The organism is Streptomyces sp. NPDC006140 (assembly GCF_040628815.1).
GTDB lineage: Bacteria > Actinomycetota > Actinomycetes > Streptomycetales > Streptomycetaceae > Streptomyces.
Window position 1 is genome coordinate 285,498 of sequence record NZ_JBEXTS010000007.1, and the last position, 17,138, is coordinate 302,635.

Genomic DNA, 17,138 nt, shown 5'->3' on the forward strand with positions numbered 1-17,138 from the left:
GCTCTCGCGGCTAGTGGGGCCCCTGCGGCGCGAACTCGGTGCCGCAGGGGCCCGCCCCTTCGCTCTCCGGCAGGACGACCCTCGCCCCGCTCATCGTCAGCGTGCGGTAGAACTCCCCGATCCGCTCGGCCGACCGCCCCACGTAGTGCCCGATGAACGACCGCCGGAAGCGGTCCTGCGAACGGTTCGGCTGCGACCCGTGCACCAGGCTCCCGTTGAAGAACAGGACATCCCCCGGCCGCATGTCCACCGGCACGGGCTCCAGCCCGGGCGGCGGGGGAACGTACTCCCGCGCGAAGGACACGTCCGGGTCGGCGAGCTCCGGGCAGAACACGTCCATCCGGTGGGTGCCGGGCACGACCTCCAGCCCGCCGTTCTCCCGGTCGATCACATCGCAGGCCACCCACGCCGCGACACACGTGCCCGGCTCCACCCGCAGATAGAAGTTGTCCTGGTGCAGCGCCTGCCCCCGGGCACCCGGCGGCTTGAAGTAGAACATGCTCTGCGCGGCCAGCACCTCCTCGCCCAGCAGCACCTCCAGCACCGTCCGGAGCCGGGCGTCCAGCAGGACCTCGCGCGCGAGGTCGTTGATCTCGTGCGGATGCATCACCCGCGGCCAGACGTGCAGCGGATCGGCGCCGGGCCCGGCGGAGGCACACGGCTGGAAGTGCCCGGGCACCGGGCCCGCCGCCCGCAGCGCCGCGAACTCCTCGCACAGCCGGCCGGTCTCGGCGGCCCCGAAGAGCCCGCGCACGACCGTGAAACCGTCCTCCTCGAACCCCTCCCGGTACCGCCGCAGCCCGGCGGGGTCCAGGATGGAAGCGCCGGCGGCGCCGTTGCCCGTGACTGTCATGAACGCACTCCTCGGTCAGGTGTCCTCGGTCCAGAACGCTAGGCCGCCCAGCCGTCGAGGAGGATGCCCGTGCGTGCTGTGGGATTGCCCGGCACTGCTGACAGCGGGACCGGCGGGGACCCCGCACCGCCGCCCGGCCTGGTCGTGCTCGGCCACTTCGACCAGCCGCCGGGCTACGTCGTCAGCCGGCCGCGCGGTTCGGCGAGCTGGCTGTTCACCTGGACCACGGCGGGGCGCGGACGGCTGTGGCAGGGCGGCGCCCGGGCCCCGGCCGGCGCGGGCGATCTGGTGGTGCTCGCCCCCGGCGTCCCGCACGGCTACACGGTCGAGCCCGGCGCCCGGCACTGGCGCTTCTGGTGGGCCCACTGCCAGGCCCGCACGTCGTGGGCCGCCTGGCTGCGGCCGTACGACAGGGGCGACGGGGTGTACCTGGTCACCTCCACCCCGGCCGGAGTGCGCGACCGCGTCGAGGCCGCTTTCCGGCGGATGCACGCCGATGCCCGCTGGACCGGGACCGGCACGCCCCCCGCGCCCACGGACCCGGACGGGCAGGTCGCCGTCGCGCACGGCAGCGCGGCCCGCGAACTGGCCCTGTGCGCCCTGGAGGAGATCGTCCTCCTCGCCACCGCGGGGGCCCGGCCCGCGGCGCCCCGGCCCGGTCTCGACCCCCGGATCCGCCGGGCGCGGGAGCTGATCGACGCCGACCCCGGCGCACCGCACACCGTCCGCTCGCTCGCCGAGGACGTCGCCCTGTCGCCGTCCCGGTTCGCCCACCTGTTCAGCCGGCAGCTCGGCCAGTCGCCCATGCGCGCCCTGCGCGAGGCCCGGCTCCGCCACGCCGCCCGGCTGCTGGAGAGCACCGACCTGCCCGTGGAACGCGTGGCCGCGGCCTCGGGTTTCGCCAGCCCGTTCCACTTCAACCGGGTCTTCCGCGAGCGCTACGGAATACCGCCCGGCGCGTACCGGACACACCACTAAAACTCCGCGGACAGCACGGAAATCCCTTTCGCTCCGCTGATTGACATTTTGTCAAAAGGCAGGTGCGGCGTACGCAATGCACGAAACCGTGAGATCCCTTGTTCCTTGTAGTTGACCTGTGCAAAGGTGTGCCTTGTCGGTGTGCGTACAACACACCTTTCTTCTGTATGCGCGAGGCCACCAGCCCGCATACCCCTTGGTATGGACTTTTCCCGCATGTCCTTGAGAGGAATGCAGCCGTGAAAGACGCAGGCCCGTCGAATTCCCCGGCCCCGGCCCGCGGGCCCGGTGCGACGGACGAGCAGCTGAGCGCCGAGCTGAGGAAGTGGACGGGAGCGACCCCCGCACTCCACCCCGTCGGCGAACTGCTGGACCGGCACTGGGAGGCGGGCTTCGCCTACGCCCGGCTGTGCACCGACGGTTCGCGCTCCGCGGGAATTCTCACCACCGCCGCATTCACCCGCCTCTTCGGCGAGACCCTGCGCCAGAACGGCCCGACCTCCGCGTGGCGGCCCCAGCTGCTGGTCACCGTCCGGCGTATCGCGGCCGAGTGGGCCGGCGACCACCGACGCGACATGCTCCACCCGGGCCTGCTGACCGGGGCCGGTGACGGGGAGCGGCCGGCCGCCCGGCTGCTGCCGCCGCACAACCGGCGCCTGCTCTCCGGGGCCTTCCAGCGGCTGCCCCAGTCCGCCCGCTGTCTGCTCTGGCACATCGAGGTCGAGGCCGAGCCGCTCACCGCCCCCGCCGGGCTGCTCGGCCTGGACGAGGAGGGCGCGCGCGTCGAACTGGGCCGGGCCCGCGACCGGCTGCGCGAGGAGTGCCTCCAGCTGCACCGCGAACTCGCCCCCGACGAGGAGTGCCGGCGCTACCTGCGGCTGCTCGACGTGACGTACCGGCGCGGGGGCGTCGGCATCGACGCGGATCTACGCGCGCATATCGAGGGCTGCGGGCACTGCAGCGCCGCCGCCGACCAGCTCGCCCGGTTCAACGACGGGCTCGGTGTCGCCCTCGCGGAGGCGGTGCTGGGCTGGGGCGGCCGGGACTACGCGGAGAACAGACCGGGCGAGGCCGCCGTGCCCGGGGACCCAGCAGGTGAGGCCCGCACCGCACCGGCCGGTGCCGCGCCGGGGGCCTTCCCGGACCCGGTCGCCCTCACCGGCACCATCGGCGAATCGTTCACCGGCCCCGACGGCATCCCGCCCGCCCCGGCCACGCCACCCACCGCCCCCGTCGCCCCGGGCACGAACGCGGCCCAGGACGGGACCGCGGCTCAGGCCCCTGCCTCCGGGAGCCTCTCCGCCCCGCCCGCCGCCGCGCCCCGGGGCCGCCGGGCCGAAGGCCCCCGCACCGCCCGCAGCCGGTCCGCCCACAAGGCGGCCCGCCGTGCCGCCCGGCGCCGTAACCTCACCGCCGGCGTCCTGACCGTCAGCGGCCTGGTCGTCCTGCCGCTGGTCCTGTGGTCCACCGGCAACTCCGGTGACGGCGCCCCGTCGGCGGGCGCGGACCGGCCCTCCGGGACTCCCGGCTCCGACGCGGGCGAGCCGGCCGGCGACCCGTCCTGGGCCGGAGCGGGCGACGCGGAGAAGGGCGCCCTGCGCGGCCGGCTGCACAACGTCGCCTCGGGCTTGTGCGTCGGCGTCGAGGGCAAGAAGGCCGTCGAGGACGCGGAGGCCGTGCTCACCCCCTGCTCCGCCGCCACCGCCCAGCAGTGGACGTACGAGACCGACGGGCTGCTGCGCAACGGCGCCGCCCCCGACCTGTGCCTCGACTCCCGCCTCGGCTACTCCGTACGGCTGGCCCCCTGCACGGGCGCGTCCCAGCCGGACACCAGGAACGTCCGCTACGACTTCACCCTCCAGGGCGCCCTGGTGCCCCGCTGGAACCAGGACCTCGCCCTGGCGCCGGCCGCGACCGACGGCTCGGGGGCCCTGGTCCTCAAGGCCCGGGCGGACGACGAGGCCCAGCGCTGGGTCGTCGACACCTCCAAGACCGACCTCCAGATGGAGGCCGTCAACTGGGACGCCCCCGCGCCGCCCCCGCGCCCGAAGCCAACCCCGACCCCCACCCCCACACCGTCCAGGACGCCCGAGCCCGCCCCGACCCCGTCCGCCACCCCGTCGACACCGACCGGCCAGGCGCCCGGCGCCCCGGAGTGCTCCCCCTACGGCTACCCTTGCGACACGGACGGCCAGGACGGCTACCCCGGCTACGGCTACCCGGGCTACGGCTACCCCGGTTACGGATACGGCGGCTACGGCTACGGCGGTTACGGATACGGTGGCTACGGCGGAGGCGGCCGCCGCTGACCCGGCGCCCGCTCAGCCGCCGACGACGCGCAGGGACAGCCACAGCGCCACCACGGCCGGCACCAGCGCGGCCGGCACCGCGAGCAGCCCGAGCCGGGTGAACTCCCCGAGGCCGACGCGGTGCCCGTGCTGCTGTGCGATCCGCCGCCACAGCAGGGTCGCCAGGGACCCGGCGTAGGTCAGGTTGGGGCCGATGTTCACGCCGAGCAGCACCGCCAGCACGGCACCCGGACCGGCCCCGGCGGTCAGCGGCAGCAGCACCAGCACCGCGGGCAGGTTGTTGATGAGGTTCGCCAGGACGGCGGCCAGCGCGGCCACGCCCAGCAGCGCGGGCAGGCCCGACCCGTCGGGCAGCACGCGGTGGAGCGCGTCGGCGAGCCCGTGGTCGACGACCGCGCGCACGACGACGCCGAGCGCGAGCACGAACGCCAGGAAGGCCGGGGCCGCCGACCGCACCACCGTCAGCGGGGTGGCCCGCCGCCGCAGCAGCGCCCGCCCGGCCAGTGTCACCGCACCGGCCAGGGCGGCCCACGCCGGGGCGATGCCGAGGGCGGAGGCCACGACGAACCCGGCGAGCGTGCACCCCACGGTGAGCAGTGCGAACAGCGGCAGCTCGGGCGGCCGCGAGGAGTCGGGGGAGGGGAGCGGGGCCGCCAGCTCCCGGTCGAAGAACCGCCGGAACACCAGGTACTCGGCGCCGATGGCCACCAGCCAGGGCAGCGCCATCAGCGCCGCGAACCTGGTGAAACTCAGCCCGCTGGCCGTGAACGCCAGCAGGTTCGTCAGGTTGGAGACCGGCAGCAGCAGCGAGGCGGTGTTCGACAGATGGGCGCACGCGTAGAGGTGTGGCCGGGCCTCGACGCCCATCCGGGCCGCGGTGGCGAGCACCACCGGGGTCAGCAGGACGACCGTGGCGTCCAGGCTGAGCACGGCCGTGATGACGGAGGCCAGCGCGAACACCGCGGTCAGCAGCCGCCCCGGGCGTCCCGCCGCCCAGCGGGCCATCCACGCGCCGCACGCCGAGAACAGCCCCTCGACATCGCAGAAGTGGGCGAGCACCAGGACGGCCGCGAGGAAGCCGACCACCGGCGCCAGCCGCTGGATCTCCTCCCAGGCGTGGTCCGGGGAGATCACCCCGACGGCGACCGCGAACCCGGCGGCGGGAACCGCCAGCACGGCCTCCGGCAGCCCCTTGGGGCGGGCGACGGCCCAGACCAGTACGGCGACCAGCAGCGTCACGGACAGGACTTCGGCGAGCGGGGTGTTCAGGGCGGGTCCTCCGGGACGTGATCAGGCCGTGCCCGCCCATGAAACCAGGCGCCGGTAAGAGACCTGCCACGGCCCCGCCGTCCACGCCGGGGCCTGCCGCGTCACGGCCTGCCGCCCACGCCGTAAGGAACACCGAGGAGGCGCGTCCCGGTCTCACACCTCGTCGAGCAGCGCCAGCTCGGCCCAGATCGTCTTGCCCTCGGCCGTGTGCCTGCTGCCCCAGCGCTGGGTCAGCTGGGCGACCAGGAGCAGGCCCCGGCCGCCCTCGTCCCAGGTCTTGGCCCGGCGCAGGTGCGGCGCCGTGTGGTTGGTGTCGGACACCTCGCAGATGAGCGTGGACGCGTCGTGGATCAGCCGGAGCCGGATGGGCGGGGCGCCGTAGCGGATGGCGTTGGTGACCAGCTCGCTCACCACCAGCTCGGCGGTGAACGTGGCCTCCAGCAGCCCCCAGCGCTCCAGCTGGTCGACGACCTGCTTGCGGATGGGCGCGACCAGCGCCGGGTCGGCGGGGATGTCCCAGGTCGCGACCTGCGAGGACGGCAGGCCCCGGGTGCGGGCCAGCAGCAGGGCGACGTCGTCGGCGGAGCCGCCCGGCGGGAGCAGGGCGTGCAGCACCCGGTCGCAGGTCTCGTCCAGCGAGTCGGCGGGGGCCGACAGCGCCTCGCGGAGCATCCGGTGCCCCGCCTCGCCGTCCCGCTCGTGGTGGGCGAGCAGCCCGTCCGTGTGGAACGACAGGACACTGCCCTCCCGCAGCTCCACCTCGGCCGACTCGAACGGCAGCCCCCCGACCCCCAGCGGCGGGCCCGAGGGCAGGTCGAGCTGCCGGGCCGGGCCGCCGGGCGGGACGAGCAGGGGCGGCGGGTGCCCGGCGCGGGCCAGGGTGCAGCGCCGCGACACCGGGTCGTACACCGCGTACAGGCAGGTCGCGCCCACCTCTCCGGTGCCCGCGTCGCCGCCGGACTCCTGGGACAGCCGCACCACCAGGTCGTCGAGGTGGGTGAGCAGCTCGTCGGGGGCCAGGTCGATGTCGGCGAGGGTGCGCACGGCGGTGCGCAGCCGGCCCATGGTGGCCGAGGCCTGGATGCCGTGGCCGACGACGTCCCCGACGACCATGGCGACCCGCATCCCGGACAGCGGGATCACGTCGAACCAGTCGCCGCCCACGCCGGAGCGGGTGGCGGGCAGATAGCGGGAGGCCGCCTCCACGGCCGCGGTGCGCGGCAGCACCCGGGGCAGCAGGCTGCGCTGCAGCGTGAGGGTCGTCTCGCGCTCGCGGGAGTAGCGGCGCGCGTTGTCGATGCAGACGGCGGCCCGGGCCGTGACCTCCTCGGCCAGCAGGACGTCGTCGTCCGTGAAGGGCTCCGGGCGCCGGAAGCGGGTGAAGACGGCGACCCCGAGGGTCGTGCCCCTGGCCTGGAGCGGCACGGACATCGTCGAGTGGACGCCGTACTCCTGGACCCGCCGGAAGCGGACCGGGTCCCAGGCGAGCCACCGCTCCAGCTCGGCGGACGAGCCCGAGGCCACCACCGTGTGGCCCGCGACCAGCGAGGCGGCCTGCGGGGAGGTCTCCGGGTAGACGTCCACCTGGCCCGGCTTGGCGACGGCCTCGGGGCTGCCCTGGTTGACCGACTGGTGGGCGGCCCGGCGCAGGCTCACGGGCGGGGCGGGCGGCCCCGCGGACTCGCCGCCGTGCTCCCGCGGGTCGAGCAGGTCGACACTGACGAAGTCGGCGAGTGCCGGGACGCACACGTCCGCCAGCTCCTGCGCCGTCCGGGTGACGTCGAGGGTGGTGCCGATGCGCACGCTCGCCTCGTTGACCAGTTGCAGCCGCTCCCGCGACCGGTACTGGTCGGTGAAGTCGTGGGCGGTCACGCACACGCCCCGCACCTGACCGGTGCCGTCGGTGAGGGGAGCCAGCCGGGCCAGCCAGGCGTGCGCACCCCGGCTCTCGCCGCTGGCCTTCATGTACGTCTGCATCTCCTGCCGCCGGCCCGTGCTCAGCACCCGGCGCAGATACTCCTCCAGCTCCGCGTTCTGCGGGCGGCTGCCGATGTCGGTGGGCCGCAGACCCAGCAGGCGGTCGGCCGGCAGCCCCACGAGGTCCGCCATGGCGTCGTTGACGCCGCGCAGCCGGAGCCGGTCGTCGAAGATCATCGTGGCGCAGGGCGACTGCGTGAGGGCCGCCCGCACCAGGGGGTCCTCCGGCAGCTCCCCGTCGGGCGCCCGCGGCGGGGACACGGCGAGCCAGTCGGTCGTCTCGGGGCCGTCCGGCGGTCTGCGGTGGGCGAGCACCCACACGGGCACCGTGTGGCCGTCGCGGTGCCGCAGCGCGAGGGTGCCGCTCCAGCGGGAGTTCAGGGGCACGGGCGGGGCGTCCGCGCCGTCGGCCAGCAGCTCGGCCGCCGGGCGGCCCACGACCTCGGGGGCCGTGTGGCCCAGCAGGGCGCGGGCGCCCTCGCTCCACTCGGTGAGCGTGCCGTCGGCGGCGATGACGGCACGGGCGGCCACGCCATCGTCGAACGGCTCGTCCGGGCTCATCGTCGCCACTCCATACGGACACTCACAGTGAACAGGGAGGTCACTTGAGTTCCAGACTAGTCCGTGGACGCCCGGTGTGGACCGGTAACCCCCCGGCCGCCCGGCCCCGGGGGCCGAGGTGGACATCCGGCCGATGTGACCTCCGGGGCAGAAGGCGGCCTCCGCACTCTTGACGGCCCTATGTGACGCATCGACAGAATCTGTTTGTTCACGGTCGGTTGTGATTAGTTCTGGGTCCTCATGAGGGAGAACCGCCATGTCGGTCACGCGCAGATCGGTCCTGCTCGCCTCCGCGGCCGCGCCCGCGGCCGGAGCGCTGCTGGGCGCGCCGGAGGCGTGGGCCGCCGAGGAGGCGCGCGGCGCGTCCGGCCGCCGCACCGTCGCGCTGCGCGACGGCTGGCGCTTCGTGCTGGTCGATCCGGGCGGCATCACCGACCCGACCGGTGCCTACGCCGACGCCGCCCTGCCCGGGTACGACGACTCCTGGTGGCGTGAGATCGCCGTCCCGCACGACTGGAGCATCGAGCAGGCCCCCACCACCGAGCACGGCACGACCAGCGGCACCGGCTTCCTCCCGGGCGGCCTCGGCTGGTACCGCCTCGCCTTCACCCTGCCGCGCGCCCTCGCCGGGAAGCGGATCTCGGTGGAGTTCGACGGCGTCTACATGGACTCCATCGTCTACTGCAACGGCAAGGAGGCCGGCCGCCACCCCTACGGCTACACGGGCTTCGCCCTCGACCTCACGGACCTGGTGCACACCGACGGCACCACCGAGAACGTGCTCGCCGTCAAGGTCCAGAACCGCCTGCCCAGCAGCCGCTGGTACTCGGGCAGCGGCATCTACCGCGAGGCCCGCCTGGTGATCACCGAGCCGGTGCACGTGGCCCGCTGGGGCACCCGCGTCACCACGCCCGAGGTCTCCCGCGAGCGGGCCGTCGTACGGGTCGCCACCTCGGTCGTCGACGCGTCGGGCAGCGGCGCGGACGTCGAGGTCGTCTCCCGCGTCGTCGACCCGAAGGGCCGGACGGTCGCCCGCGCCTCCTCCACGGCCGTCGTCACCGGCGCGCACACCGAGACCCACCGGCTCACGGTCCCGCGCCCCGAGCTGTGGGACATCGACGCCCCGCACCGCTACACCCTGCACACCGAGCTGCGCACCGGCGGCCGGACCACCGACACCTACCGCACGGTCTTCGGGATCCGCACCTTCCGCTTCGACCCGGACGAGGGCTTCTTCCTCAACGGCCGCCACCACAAGATCAAGGGCGTCGACCTCCACCACGACCTGGGCGCCCTCGGCGCCGCCGTGAGCCTCGACGCGGTCCGCCGCCAGCTGGAGATCATGCGGTCCATGGGCGTCAACGCCCTGCGCACCGCCCACAACCCGCCCGCCCCCGAGGTGATCCAGGTCTGCGAGGAGCTGGGCGTCATCATGCTGGTGGAGGCGTTCGACTGCTGGCGCACCGGCAAGAACCGGTACGACTACGGCCGGTTCTTCGACGAGTGGGGCGAGAAGGACGCCACCGAGATGGTGCTCGCGGCCCGCAACTCGCCCGCGGTGCTGATGTGGTCCATCGGCAACGAGGTCCCCGACTCCACCTCCACCGCCGGCCTCGCCATGGCCGACCGGATCATCGCCGCGATCAAGGCGGCCGACGACACCCGACCGCTGGTCATCGGCTCCGACAAGTACCGCCGCATGCCCGCGAAGGGCTCCGCCGCGGACCTGATGCTCGCCAAGCTGGACGGCCTCGGCCTCAACTACAACACCGCCAAGTCGGTGGACCAGCTGCACGCGGCCTACCCGCACCTGTTCCTCTTCGAGTCCGAGTCGTCGTCGGAGACCTCGACGCGCGGCGCGTACCAGGAGCCCGAACACCTCAACACCGGCGAGAACCACACGCCGGGCAAGCGGGCGACCTCGTCCTACGACAACAACCTCGCCTCCTGGACCATGAGCGGCGAGTACGGCCACAAGAAGGACCGGGACCGCAAGTGGTTCGCCGGGCAGTTCCTCTGGTCGGGCATCGACTACCTCGGCGAGCCCACCCCGTACGACGTCTTCCCGGTCAAGGCGTCCTTCTTCGGCGCGGTCGACACGGCCGGCTTCCCGAAGGACATGTACTACCTGTTCCGGAGCCAGTGGACCGACGAGCCGATGGTCCACCTGCTGCCGATGACCTGGAACCACACCGAGGGCGACACCGTCGAGGTGTGGGCGTACGCGAACGTCGACACCGTCGAGCTGTACCTCAACGGGAAGTCCCTGGGAGTGCGGCGGTTCGACACCAAGAAGACCGTCGACGGCCGCGTGTACCTGGAGACGACCGAGGCGACCGGGGACGACAAGACCTTCACCGACGGCCCCTACCCGGGCAGCTACACCAGCCCGAACGGCAGCGCCGGCAAGCTCCACCTGACCTGGAAGGTGCCCTACGCGCCGGGCGAACTGAAGGCCGTCGCGCGGCGGGACGGCCGGGTGGTCGCCACCGACGTGCTGCGCACCGCCGGCGCCCCGCACGCGATACGCCTGACCCCGGACCGCACGTCCCTCGCCGCCGACGGCCGTTCCCTGGTCTTCGTGACCGCCGAGGTCGTCGACCGGCGCGGTGTCGTGGTGCCCGACGCCGGGCACCTGATCTCCTTCGACGTGGCGAACGGCTCCCTCGCGGGACTCGACAACGGCAGCCAGGAGAGCGCCGAGCGCTACCAGGCGAGCACCCGCACCGCCTTCCACGGCAAGGCCCTCGCCATCGTCCGCTCCGGCACCAGGACGGGCCGGGTGACGGTGACGGCCCGGGCCGACGGCCTGCGCACCGGCACGGCGTCCGTGCGCGCCACACCGGCCCGCGACCGGGCCGAGACCGACCCGCCGGTGTTCAAGCCGGAGCACCCCGCGCCCGTCACCTACCCGCACGCCGACGCCAGTTACTCGGGCCGCCCGGACACCCTGCCGGCCGCCATGCTCGACGGCGACCCGGCCACCGGCTGGTCCAACGGCTTCTTCAAGCAGGCCACGGCCCTGCTGCCCGCCTTCGACGGGGCGCGTACGGAGGACTGGGTCTCGGTCGACTTCGGACGCACCCGCGGTTTCGACCGGGTCGACGTCTCCTTCACCGTGGACGCCACGCACAGCCTGCCCGCCTCGATCGAGGTGGCGGTGTGGGACGGCCGTGCCTGGCGGGCCGCCCGGGACACCACGATCGACTGGGCCACCGCCTCCGGCGCCCCGACCGTGATCACCTTCGCGCCCCTGCGCGGCTCCCGCATCCGGCTCACCCTGACGAGCCGCCACCCCGACGAGGCCCGGGGCGCGATCCGCATCAGCCGGCTGGAGACCCCGGCCGCCTGAGCCCGGACCCCGACGGTCCGGACGGGCGGCGAACGGCCAGTCCTGTCCGGACCGTTGACGGGGTGTCACAACAGCCACAACCATGGCCTGCGTCCGCATCTGGGAGCGCTCCCATCCCGAGCGCCACCCGCACCTCCCCAGAGGAGCCCAGACGTGAAACGACGCAGAACCGCCCTTCTCTCCCTGACCGCCCTCCTGGCGACCGCGCTCACCGCGCTGCCCTCCGCACCGGCCGGGGCCGAGGAGGTCGAACAGGTCAGGAACGGCACCTTCGACTCCACCACCGACCCCTGGTGGACGACCAGCAACGTCACCGCCGGACTGTCCGACGGCCGGCTCTGCGCCGACGTCCCCGGCGGCACCACCAACCGCTGGGACGCCGCCGTCGGGCAGAACGACATCACCCTCGTGAAGGGGCAGACGTACCGCTTCTCCTTCAGCGCGACCGGGACCCCCGCCGGGCACGCGGTACGGGCGATCGTGGGCCTGTCGGTGGCCCCGTACGACACCTACCACGAGGTGACACCGCAGCTCAGCGTCTCCGGCGACCGCTACTCCTACACCTTCACCTCGCCCGTCGACACCGCCCAGGGCCAGGTCGGCTTCCAACTCGGCGGCAGCGCGGACGCCTGGCGCTTCTGCATGGACGACGTCTCCCTGCTGGGCGGGGTGAAGCCGGAGCCCTACGAGCCCGACACCGGGCCCCGGGTCCGGGTCAACCAGGTCGCGTACCTGCCCGCCGGGCCGAAGAACGCCACCCTGGTCACCGACGCCACGGCGAAGCTGCCCTGGGAGCTGAAGAACTCCCGCGGGACGGTCGTCGCCCGGGGCACGACCGTGCCGCGCGGCGTCGACGCCTCCTCCGGGCAGAACGTCCACTCGATCGACTTCGGCGCCCACCGCACGAAGGGCACCGGCTTCACGCTCGTCGCCGACGGCGAGACCAGCCGCCCCTTCGACATCGACGCGAGCGCCTACGAGCGGCTCCGGCTGGACTCGGCGAAGTACTACTACACCCAGCGCAGCGGCATCGCGATACGCGAGGACCTGCGGCCCGGCTACGGCCGCAAGGCCGGGCACGTGGGCGTGGCACCCAACCAGGGCGACACGAACGTGCCGTGCCAGCCCGGCGTCTGCGACTACGCGCTCGACGTGAGCGGCGGCTGGTACGACGCCGGCGACCACGGCAAGTACGTCGTCAACGGCGGCATCTCCGTCTGGGAGGTGCTCAGCACCTACGAACGCGCCCTGCACGCCCGCACCGGCGACGCCGGCAAGCTCGGCGACGGCACCCTCGCCATCCCCGAGAGCGGCAACAAGGTGCCGGACCTCCTCGACGAGGCCCGCTGGGAGCTGGAGTTCCTGCTGAAGATGCAGGTGCCCGACGGCAAGCCGCTGGCCGGCATGGCCCACCACAAGATGCACGACGAGCAGTGGACCGGCCTGCCGCTGATGCCCCATGACGACCCGCAGAAGCGCGAGCTGCACCCGCCGTCCACGGCCGCGACCCTGAACCTGGCCGCCACGGCCGCGCAGGCGGCCCGCCTCTACCGGCCCTACGACAAGGCCTTCGCCGCCAAGGCGCTGGCCGCCGCCCGCAAGGCCTGGTCGGCGGCGCTCGCCCACCCCGACCGCTACGCCTCCGAGAGCGACGGCGTCGGCGGCGGCGCCTACGCCGACACCGACGTCAGCGACGACTTCTACTGGGCGGCGGCCGAGCTGTACCTCTCCACGGGCGAGAAGCGGTTCGAGGACCACGTCCTGAAGTCACCGGTCCACACGGCCGACCTCTTCAAGCCCATCGGCTTCGACTGGGCCCGCACCGGGGCGGCGGGGCGCCTCGACCTCGCCACGGTGCCGAACAAGCTGCCCGGCCGCGACAAGGTCCGCCAGTCCGTCGTCCAGGGCGCCGACCGCTACCTGGCCACGCTGAAGGCCCACCCCTACGGCATGCCGTACGCGCCGGACGGCAACAAGTACGACTGGGGCTCCAGCCACCAGGTCCTCAACAACGCCGTCGTCCTCGCCACCGCCTACGACATCACCGGCGCCTCGAAGTACCGGGACGGCGCACTCCAGAGCATGGACTACATCCTGGGCCGCAACGCGCTGAACATCTCCTACGTCACCGGCTACGGCGAGGTCAGCGCGCAGAACCAGCACAGCCGGTGGTACGCCCGCCAGCTCGACCCCGCCCAGCCCAACCCGCCGAAGGGCACCCTCGCCGGCGGGCCGAACTCGAGCATCCAGGACCCCTACGCACAGAGCAAACTCCAGGGCTGCGTCGGCCAGTTCTGCTACATCGACGACATCCAGTCCTGGTCGACCAACGAGCACACGATCAACTGGAACGCCGCCCTGACCCGCATGGCCTCCTTCGTGGCGGACCAGGGATAGGGCCGGTACGGCACCGCCGCGTGCCGGGGGAGTCCGCCGACAGGACGCCCCCGGCACCCGCGCGTAGCCTGGTGTCATGCCAGCGGTGCGGGTCGACGGCATCGAGGTCGCGTACGACCGGGTGGGCCGGGGCCCGCCCCTCGTGCTCGCGCACGCCGCGACGACCGACGCCCGCGTGTTCCGTCCGCAGCTGGCGGACCTCGCCGACGAGTTCACCGTGATCGCATGGGACGAACCGGGCGCCGGCCGCTCCTCCGACGTCCCGCCCTCCTTCGTCCTGGCCGACTACGCCCGCTGCCTCGCGGCGGTCATCGAGGACGCCGGTCTCGGCCCGGCCCATGTCCTGGGCCTCTCCTGGGGCGGGACCGTCGTCCTGGAGCTCTACCGGAACCACCCCGAGCTCGTCCGCACGCTGCTCCTCGTCGACACCTACGCCGGCTGGAAGGGCTCGCTGCCCCCGGCGGAGGTACGGCAGCGGGTCGCGGGGGCGGAGCGGATGCTCGCGGTCCCGGCCGAGGAGTTCGCGCCGACCATGCCGGGCCTGTTCGCCGCCGAGCCACCCGCCGACGCCGTGCGGCTGCTGTCCGTGATGTCGGCCGACACCCGCGCCCGGACCATCCGCACCGAACTCACCATCATGGCCGGGACCGACCAGCGCGACCTGCTGCCCGCGATCGAGGTACCGGCCCTCCTGCTCTGGGGCGAGCTGGACGCGCGCTCCCCGGTGGAACCCGTCGCGCACCGGTTCCTCGCCGCGATCCCGGAGGCCACGCTGGTCGTGCTCCCCGGCGTCGGGCACCTCAGCAACATGGAGGCCCCGGACGCCTTCAACCGGACCGTCCGGGAGTTCTGCCGCGCCCACTCCTGAGCGGCCCGGCCACGGCCCGGCGCGACGGCCCGTGCCCGACGGGTTCCCCCGGCCGCTCGTGGGCGGTCAGGGTGTGCAGCCGGGCCGGGTCCAGCGGCTCGTGCACCTCGACGTACTCGCCGTGCGGCAGCCGCTTGATCACGCCGGTGGGACGGCCGTGCGCCACCAGCTCCCGGTCGCGCTCCCGCAACCCCAGGCAGATCCGCCGGGTGACGACGAAGACCGCCGCCGGGACGGCGAACATCCCGATGCGCACCGCCCACGTCACCGTGTTGATCGACAGGTGGAAGCGGGTCGCCACGATGTCGTTGCCGCCACCCGCCAGCAGCACCAGGTAGAGGCTGATCCAGGCCGCCCCGATCGCCGTGCGGACCGGGCGGTCGCGCGGCCGGTCCAGCAGATGGTGCTCGTGCCGGTCCCCGGTGAACCGGGCCTCCAGGAACGGGTACACGCCGATGAACACCAGCAGCAGCGGGAACACCACGATCGGGATCAGCACGCCCAGCACCAGCGTGTGCCCCCACAGCGTGATCTCCCAGCCGGGCATGATCCGCACCAGGCCCTCGGCGAAGCCGAGGTACCAGTCGGGCTGGGCGCCCGTCGACACCTGGTCGGCGCGGTAGGGGCCGTACGACCAGACCGGGTTGATCGTCGCCACCGCCGCCATCAGCGCCAGCACCCCGGACACCAGGAAGAAGAAGCCGCCCGCCTTCGCCAGGTACACCGGCATGAAGGGCGCCCCCACCACATTGCGTTCGGTGCGGCCGGGCCCCGCGAACTGGGTGTGCTTGTGGTACACGACGAGCAGCAGGTGGAGCACGATCAGCGCCGCCATCACCCCGGGGATCAGCAGCACGTGCAGCGCGTAGAAGCGGGCCACGATGTCGTCGCCCGGGAACTCGCCGCCGAACAGGAACATCGCCAGGTACGTCCCCACGATCGGCACCGACAGCAGCGCGCCGTGCACGAACCTCAGGCCCGTGCCCGACAGCAGGTCGTCGGGGAGCGAGTAGCCGAACAGCCCCTCGAACAGGCCGAGGAACAGCAGCAGCCAGCCGAACAGCCAGTTGACCTCCCGCGGCTTGCGGAACGAGCCGGTGAAGAAGTGCCGCATCATGTGCGTCAGCATCCCGGCGACGAAGACCAGCGCTGCCCAGTGGTGCAGCTGCCGGATCAGCAGTCCGCCGCGCACGTCGAAGCTGATGTCCAGCGTGGAGGCGTACGCCTCGGACATGCGCACGCCGTTCAGCGGCGTGTAACTCCCGTCGTACACCACCTCGTTCATCGACGGGTGGAAGAACAGCGTCAGATACGCGCCGGTGAGCACCAGCACCACGAAGCTGTACAGGCAGATCTCGCCGAGCAGGAAGGACCAGTGGTCCGGGAACACCTTGCGCAGGTACTTCCGGCCGAGCGTGTGGGTGCCGAGCCGGCCGTCGAACCAGTCGGCGAGGCGCTCGCCGCGTCCGGCGCTCACGCCGCCTCCCTGGGCACGTGGGTGAGCTTGTCCGGGTTGGCCACCACGTAGATGCCGCGCACCCGGTCGCCCTCCGGCGTGAGGTCCAGGACCAGGACGGCGAAGGGCGCGTCGCCGTCGAACAGCACCGCCGCCTCGTCGCCGTTGACCCGCCGGTAGCGGAACACGGGGTTGCGCGGGCCGCCCCGCCCGGACGTGAGCAGGCGCGTCACCTTGTCCCGGCCGTGCACCGGGCGCAGGCTCGCCGGCCGGCGCTTGCCGCCGGCGTCCGTCCACGCCGTCACGTCCGGCGCGAGGATCTCCATCAGCGCGGCGATGTCGCCGCCCAGCGCCGCCAGCACGAACCGCTCGGTCGCCTCCCGTCGCACCCGCGGATGCGCCTGGTACCGCGGCCGCCGCGCGTGCACATGCTCCCGGGCCCGGCGCGCCAACTGCCGTACGGCGGCGGGGGAGCGGTCGATGATCTCGGCGATCTCGGCGTGCGGGTAGCCGAACACCTCGCCCAGGACGAACACGGCCCTCTCCAGCGGGGTCAGCGACTCCAGGACCACCAGCATCGCCAGCGACACCGATTCGCTCCGCAGGGCCGGACCGTCGGCGGTGCCGGCGTCCTCCTCGGCGACCAGCGGCTCGGGCAGCCACGCCCCCACGTACGTCTCCCGCCGTCGGCTGATCACCGCGCGGCGTCGCAGGGCGTGGTTGACCGCCACCCGGACGAGATAGGCGCGCGGGTTGTCGATGCCGGCCGGCGCAGCACCTCCGCCGCGGGCCGTCCAGGACAGCCACGTCTCCTGCAGGACGTCCTCGGTGTCGGCGACACTGCCGAGCATGTTGTAGACGACGCCGAACAGCAGCTCGCGATGGTCGACGAACACCCCGGTCGCCTCGTCGAGCGGGGCGTCGGTGCCAGGTGCGGAGATCTCGGTCATGCGTGGCCCTCCCGTGTACGCGCTCACCACTGCGAGCCGGACAGGGCCCCGGAATGTGACATCGCACTGGCGGATGTGACCCACATCTCAGCCCCCGAGCGGGCGGGACGCCTGGGTGGTACCTCCCCGTACCTGCCGTGACCTGGGGCTATTTACGGGTCAGTACCC

At 73.4% G+C, this 17,138-nt stretch carries 10 protein-coding genes; 5 read left to right on the plus strand and 5 right to left on the minus strand.

Going from position 1 to position 17,138, the window contains the following annotated elements; translation table 11 throughout:
* Window positions 1-10: 10 nt before the first annotated feature.
* Complete coding sequence (locus ABZ386_RS20595; protein ID WP_351335632.1) at window positions 11-853, minus strand: phytanoyl-CoA dioxygenase family protein; 843 nt, start codon at window positions 851-853, stop codon at window positions 11-13.
* A gap of 63 nt (window positions 854-916) precedes the next feature.
* Here ABZ386_RS20595 and ABZ386_RS20600 point away from each other — a divergent pair, with 63 nt between their 5' ends.
* Both ABZ386_RS20600 and ABZ386_RS20605 read left to right on the plus strand, forming a co-directional pair.
* Complete coding sequence (locus ABZ386_RS20600) at window positions 917-1,831, plus strand: helix-turn-helix domain-containing protein (RefSeq protein ID WP_351335629.1); 915 nt, start codon at window positions 917-919, stop codon at window positions 1,829-1,831.
* 239 nt (window positions 1,832-2,070) lie between these two features.
* Window positions 2,071-4,140 (plus strand): RICIN domain-containing protein, encoded by a 2,070-nt coding sequence (locus tag ABZ386_RS20605; RefSeq protein WP_358965474.1) that lies wholly within the window; start codon window positions 2,071-2,073, stop codon window positions 4,138-4,140.
* A 12-nt stretch (window positions 4,141-4,152) separates the two neighbouring features.
* On the opposite strand, the gene ABZ386_RS20610 is transcribed toward ABZ386_RS20605, so the two are convergent.
* Window positions 4,153-5,409 carry an arsenic transporter gene (locus ABZ386_RS20610; protein ID WP_356505309.1) on the minus strand — a complete coding sequence of 419 codons (1,257 nt, stop codon included), beginning with the start codon at window positions 5,407-5,409 and terminating at the stop codon, window positions 4,153-4,155.
* A 153-nt stretch (window positions 5,410-5,562) separates the two neighbouring features.
* Complete coding sequence (locus tag ABZ386_RS20615; RefSeq protein ID WP_358965476.1) at window positions 5,563-7,947, minus strand: SpoIIE family protein phosphatase; 2,385 nt, start codon at window positions 7,945-7,947, stop codon at window positions 5,563-5,565.
* Window positions 7,948-8,203: 256 nt separating this feature from the next.
* On the opposite strand from ABZ386_RS20615, the gene ABZ386_RS20620 reads away from it, so the two are divergent.
* From ABZ386_RS20620 to ABZ386_RS20630, 3 genes are all read left to right on the plus strand, one after another.
* Window positions 8,204-11,299 carry a glycoside hydrolase family 2 TIM barrel-domain containing protein gene (locus ABZ386_RS20620; RefSeq protein WP_358965478.1) on the plus strand — a complete coding sequence of 1,032 codons (3,096 nt, stop codon included), beginning with the start codon at window positions 8,204-8,206 and terminating at the stop codon, window positions 11,297-11,299.
* Between the two features lie 153 nt (window positions 11,300-11,452).
* Complete coding sequence (locus ABZ386_RS20625) at window positions 11,453-13,696, plus strand: glycoside hydrolase family 9 protein (RefSeq protein WP_356505237.1); 2,244 nt, start codon at window positions 11,453-11,455, stop codon at window positions 13,694-13,696.
* 76 nt (window positions 13,697-13,772) lie between these two features.
* The gene (locus tag ABZ386_RS20630; protein ID WP_114257021.1) at window positions 13,773-14,564 is read left to right on the plus strand and encodes an alpha/beta hydrolase; all 792 of its coding nucleotides are present in this window, start codon (window positions 13,773-13,775) and stop codon (window positions 14,562-14,564) included.
* On the opposite strand, the gene ABZ386_RS20635 is transcribed toward ABZ386_RS20630, so the two are convergent.
* Window positions 14,524-16,041 (minus strand): cytochrome bc complex cytochrome b subunit, encoded by a 1,518-nt coding sequence (locus tag ABZ386_RS20635; protein WP_358965480.1) that lies wholly within the window; start codon window positions 16,039-16,041, stop codon window positions 14,524-14,526. The two genes, ABZ386_RS20630 and ABZ386_RS20635, sit on opposite strands and share 41 nt — an antisense overlap.
* Complete coding sequence (locus ABZ386_RS20640) at window positions 16,038-16,970, minus strand: sigma-70 family RNA polymerase sigma factor (RefSeq protein ID WP_358965481.1); 933 nt, start codon at window positions 16,968-16,970, stop codon at window positions 16,038-16,040. The genes ABZ386_RS20635 and ABZ386_RS20640 overlap by 4 nt, the downstream gene beginning before the upstream one ends.
* Window positions 16,971-17,138: the final 168 nt, after the last annotated feature.

Excerpts from the sequence above, each read along its gene's own strand:
- ABZ386_RS20595 (WP_351335632.1), bottom strand. The coding sequence starts at position 853 with ATGACAGTCACGGGCAACGGCGCCGCCGGCGCTTCCATCCTGGACCCC.
- ABZ386_RS20600 (WP_351335629.1), top strand. The coding sequence starts at position 917 with ATGCCCGTGCGTGCTGTGGGATTGCCCGGCACTGCTGACAGCGGGACC.
- ABZ386_RS20615 (WP_358965476.1), bottom strand. The coding sequence starts at position 7,947 with ATGAGCCCGGACGAGCCGTTCGACGATGGCGTGGCCGCCCGTGCCGTC.
- ABZ386_RS20620 (WP_358965478.1), top strand. The coding sequence starts at position 8,204 with ATGTCGGTCACGCGCAGATCGGTCCTGCTCGCCTCCGCGGCCGCGCCC.
- ABZ386_RS20630 (WP_114257021.1), top strand. The coding sequence starts at position 13,773 with ATGCCAGCGGTGCGGGTCGACGGCATCGAGGTCGCGTACGACCGGGTG.
- ABZ386_RS20640 (WP_358965481.1), bottom strand. The coding sequence starts at position 16,970 with ATGACCGAGATCTCCGCACCTGGCACCGACGCCCCGCTCGACGAGGCG.